This window comes from Streptococcus mitis, from assembly GCF_946190275.1.
Lineage (GTDB): Bacteria > Bacillota > Bacilli > Lactobacillales > Streptococcaceae > Streptococcus > Streptococcus mitis_DC.
Window position 1 is genome coordinate 1 of record NZ_CAMHZQ010000049.1, and the last position, 539, is coordinate 539.

Genomic DNA, 539 nt, shown 5'->3' on the forward strand with positions numbered 1-539 from the left:
TGTTGCAAAGACGAAGATATCTAACAAACTAGGCAGGCTTGAAAAATGAGGAAGAGCAAATAAAATTGACGGAAGAAGCAAATCAAGGCCAAATCTCGAATGCTTAAAAAAGGCGTGTTGCAGTAATCCTCTATAGATTAACTCTTCCATAAGTGGAGTCAGAAAGAACAAAGTTATATAGATACCTAGCTCGGCAAAGTTGGTCCCACTATAACCGATCAATACAGCCCAACCTTCAGCAGTTGACTGAACATGTTTAGCTGTCTGAACGTTAAAAGAGATCTGGAAAACTAGCACTAATACTGTCAAAATCGAATACCAAAGCCATTTTTTTCTCGGAATGCGAAAAAGATAGCCGTGCCCTGTCTTAAACAGAATCCAAATCATGACTCCGCTAAATAGTAAACTCAAGATATTTTGAATCCAGACGAAATTGCCAATCTGGGAAGAAAATTGCCAATAATTTTGAACAATAAGCGTCAGCTGAGAAAGACCAAATACGAAAAATAAGTAAGAGAAGACTGCACTTATTTTGAATA

Annotated in this window: 1 protein-coding gene; it reads right to left on the reverse strand. The window is 37.3% G+C overall.

Translation table 11 applies throughout. The features are described 5' to 3' along the window. Nucleotides 1-539: CPBP family intramembrane glutamic endopeptidase (locus tag N8M20_RS10175; protein WP_261080511.1), on the reverse strand; the 539-nt coding region annotated here is incomplete at both ends.